This is a genomic window from Kitasatospora sp. NPDC047058 (genome assembly GCF_040643935.1).
GTDB lineage: Bacteria > Actinomycetota > Actinomycetes > Streptomycetales > Streptomycetaceae > Kitasatospora.
Genome location: NZ_JBEYVJ010000546.1, coordinates 1 through 3,921, shown reverse-complemented (window position 1 = coordinate 3,921; position 3,921 = coordinate 1). Strand labels below are relative to the sequence as shown.

The following is a 3,921-nucleotide window of genomic DNA, read 5'->3' as shown; positions in this document are numbered from 1 at the left end:
ACCCCCCGCCCGGGGGGGTGGGCGAGCTATTGAGCCGGTGGTGTGCCCTCCGGCCGGCGGGCCGCGCGGCCCGCCGGCCTGGACCACGGCACGGGACGCTCGGGCACCGTGCGGGCCGTGAGCGCCGACCGGGTGCACCGACGCACCGAGGTGCGCCGGGGTGTCACCCGTCACCGCGATGTCCCCGGCCAGGTCCGTACGCAGCACCGTGGCCCCCAGGGACCGCAAGTGATCCACCGTCCGCACCGACGGGTGCCCGTACGGATTGCCCTCACCGCACGAGATCAGGGCCAGCCGCGGGCTCAGGGCCGCAGCCAAGTCCCAGTCCTGGTGGGCCGAACCGTGATGTGCCACCTTCACGACGTCCACTCCGGTGTCACCTCCCCATCTCCCCAGCAACGCCGACTGGGCCGGCGGTTCGAGATCACCCAGCAGGGCCAGCCGCAGTCCGCCCGCCAAACTCACCAGCAGCGCGACACTCGCGTTGTTGGCACCGGACGCCTCCGCGGGCACCGCCGCGTCCGGCCAGACCACCTGCCAGGACAGCCCCGGCCCCGCCGCCCGCCGCTCGCCCCACCGGGCCCGCAGCAGCGGGACACCCGCGGCCGCCGCCCACCTGGACACCCGGGCCGCCTCACCCGGCGGATCGTCCACCGCCGTGCCCTCGACCGCACCCACCGCACGGCCGCGCAGCACCCCCGGCACACCCTCCACGTGATCGGCGTGGAAGTGGGTCAGCAGGAGGAGCGGCACCCGCGTGATCCCGAGATCGCGCAGGCAGCGGTCGGCCGCATGCGGATCAGGGCCCGCATCGATCACCATGGCGCTGTCCGGCACCGAGCCGTCGTCCGGGACCACCGGCAACACCAGCATGTCGCCCTGGCCCACATCGCACATGACCAGCCGCCAGCCCGGCGGCGGCCAGCCGGTCGCCAGCCGGGTGAGCAGGGGCGGCCGCAGCAGTACGGCCACCAGGACCAGGAAGAGCAGGCCGGCCACCAGCGGACGGACCCAGCCGCCCCGGGGTCGGCGCCCGCCCGCCCCACCGCGCCGGGGCAGCAGGAGCGGAACCGTCCAGCAGACCGCCACCGTGCCCAGTGCCAGCGTCGCCGTGCCGAGCAGCCCGCCCGGCCAGGACAGCTGCCCGCCCGGCACCTCGGCCCCGTGCCGGGCCACCGCCGCCAGCCAGCCGGCCGGGAGGCCCGCCACCTCCGCGAGCAGCCTGGCCGGTGCCGGCAGGAACGGCTCCAGCACCAGCACCCCGAAACCGAGCAGCGTCGCCGGGGCCACCGCCAGCTCGGCCAGCAGGTTGCACGGGACGGCGACCAGGCTGATGTGCCCGGACAGCACCACCGTCACGGGCGCGCAGAGCGCCTGCGCCGCGGCCGCCGCCCCGAGGGCACCCGCCACGTGGTGCGGCCAGCCCCGCGCCCGCAGCGCCTGGGCCCAGTGCGGGCCGAGAACCAGCAGGCCGGTGGTGGCGAGCACCGAGAGCAGGAAGCCGAAGGAACGCGCCAGGTAGGGGTCGAGGAGCACCAGGAGCAGCACCGTCCCCGACAGCGCGGGCACCGCCTGGCGCGGGCGGCCGGTGGCCAGTGCGAGCAGGCCGATCAGGCCGGTCCCGGCCGCCCGCAGCACGCTCGGCTCGGGGCGGCAGATGGTGACGAAGGCCAGCGTGACCGCCGTGCCGAGCAGCGCGGTGGTGCGCAGCGGCAGCCCGAACAGTGCGGCCAGACCGCGCCGTTCGGCAGTGCCGGCCTGCCCGGGTGCGCCGAGCAGCACTCCGAGGACGATGGCGAGGTTGGCTCCGCTCACCGCGATCAGGTGGGCCAGGTCGGTGGCCCGGAAGGCCTCCAGGAGGTCGCCGGGGAGGCGTGAGGTGTCTCCGACGACCAGGCCGGGGAGCAGCCCCCGCGCGTCCGGCGGCAGCCCGTCGCTCGCCGACCGCAGACCCGCCCGCAGTCGGCCGGCGATCCGCTGCGGCAGGTTCGGCGGCGCGAGTTCGCGGGGCGGGCCGTGCGCGATCAGCAGGGCGGCCGCGTCGTCGTGGCCCTCCCCGGCCGGGCGGACGTCGGCCTCGACGGCCACCCGGGCGGACGGGAGCAGCCGCTGCCACCGGTCGATGTCCGGACCGCGGGCCAGGACCGTCACCGGTGTCCGCGTCCTGGTGGTACCCGCGCCCGGACCGGGGGCGGGCCCGGTCAGGACGGTGATCCGGTCCACCACGGCGTCCACGGTGAGGACGGCCTGCCCGGCGGTCGTTCCCCTAGTGCGGGAGGTGCGGGCCTTCGGGTCTCCGGTGACGGTCAGCTCGACGCCCACCTCCGGTGCGGGGCCGGCCGTCTGTGCCAGTGCCGGTAGCGGACCCCGGAGGAGGTCGGCGGTGTGCAGCAGTGTCACGGCGGTCGCCGCCGCGCCGGTGAGCAGGACCGCGGCCGCGGTGACGCCGGCGCCGCGGCGTCGGCGGACGTCCGGGCGGGCGAGCAGGAGGACGGCGAGGAGCGTAGCCGCGCCCGCCACCGTGAGCAGCAGGACGCCGTGGCCGGTGCCGTGGCGGAGGACGGCCGCGGTGACGGCCCACGCGGCGACGGCGGGGAGGAGGAGCCGGAGGTCGCCGGCGGGAGAGGGTGTGGGGGTTGGCCGGGCGGCGACGGGCGCGATGGTGGTGGTGGTGGTGGCGGCGGCGATGACGGCACCTCCCTTCGGTCGGTTCGGCGGGGCAGTGACGGGGAATCGGGGGCCGTCGGCCGGATCGCGGGCCGACGGGTCGGTCAGAGGGTGAGCATCGGTTTGATCTCCGCGTACGTTCGCTCGCCGATGCCGCTCACCTGCCGGAGCTGGTCGAGTGAGCGGAACGATCCGTGGGACGCGCGGAACGCGATGATCCGCTGGGCGAGCGTCGGTCCGACGCCCGGGAGCGTGTCGAGTTGTTCGAGGGTGGCGCGGTTGAGGCTGACCGGCTGTTTCGGCGCGGCCGGCGCCGGAGGCCCGGCACCGGCGCCCGGCCCGCCTGCCATGGGCGCGGCGGGATCGCCGACCAGGATCTGCTCACCGTCCGTCAGTACCCGGGCCAGGTTGAGGTTCTTGGTCTCCGTCTCGGGCAGCGGACCACCGGCCACGCGGAGCGCGTCGGCAACCCGGGAGCCGGTGGGAAGGGTGTGTACGCCGGGCGCATGCACGCGGCCGCCGATGTCGACCACCACGACGGCGTTGGCCTCCGGTCCGCCCACGGCGGGTGGCGCGGGCCCGGCGGCAGGCGGCGTGGGCCCGGTGACAGGCGGACCGGAGGCAAGCGCCGGGACGCCCGTGCCAGGCTCCGCCGGGGCGACCGCCACGGCCGGCACCTCGACCGGTCGGGGCCGGGCCAGCCAGAAGTGCTGCACGCCGTACGCCACGGCGAGCAGCAGCAGGACGACCAGCCCCAGGACGGCCCGCCGGTCGAGCATCACCGCCGGGCCGAACCGGAAGCGCGCACGGGCCGGCCCGGCGTCCACCGCGCCGGCATCCAGTCCGCCGGCGTCCACTCCCCCGGCGTCCTCCGGCCCGCCGTCCGACCCGCCGTCGGCAGGCGGGCCGGTGGCCAGCGGCTCCCCCGTTCCGGTCGGCCGATCGGCGGCCGGCCACAGGGCCGCCATCCGGAGGCCGGCGGTCTCGCTGATCTCTTGGCGCCTCTTCGCGCCGATCGTCAGGTTCGTCATGCGCTGCACGGTAGGAGGTCCCCACGGCGCGCGGGAAAAGGGGCGAAAGCCTGTGGACAACCCCGGGGTTGTGGATAAATCAGGTCACTCACACGAGTGAGGCAAGCCCCTCGGAGTTGACCACCCGCCACCCGCCGCCCGCCACCGCCACCCGCATCACCGGCCCCGACGCCCCGACGCCCCGACGCCCCGACGGCCCGGCCGCCAGGGCCGCCCGGCCGCC

Annotated in this window: 2 protein-coding genes; both read right to left on the bottom strand. The window is 76.7% G+C overall.

What is annotated here, in order from left to right; translation table 11 throughout:
• A partial coding sequence (locus ABZ885_RS37150) for a ComEC/Rec2 family competence protein (RefSeq protein WP_360198992.1) occupies positions 1-2,520 on the bottom strand: 2,520 nt, incomplete at its 3' end.
• Between the two features lie 251 nt (positions 2,521-2,771).
• A complete protein-coding gene (locus ABZ885_RS37145; protein WP_360198990.1) occupies positions 2,772-3,698 on the bottom strand; it encodes a ComEA family DNA-binding protein in 927 nt (308 codons plus the stop codon).
• Between the last annotated feature and the right edge of the window lie 223 nt (positions 3,699-3,921).

Excerpts from the sequence above, each read along its gene's own strand:
- ABZ885_RS37145 (WP_360198990.1), bottom strand. The coding sequence starts at position 3,698 with ATGACGAACCTGACGATCGGCGCGAAGAGGCGCCAAGAGATCAGCGAG.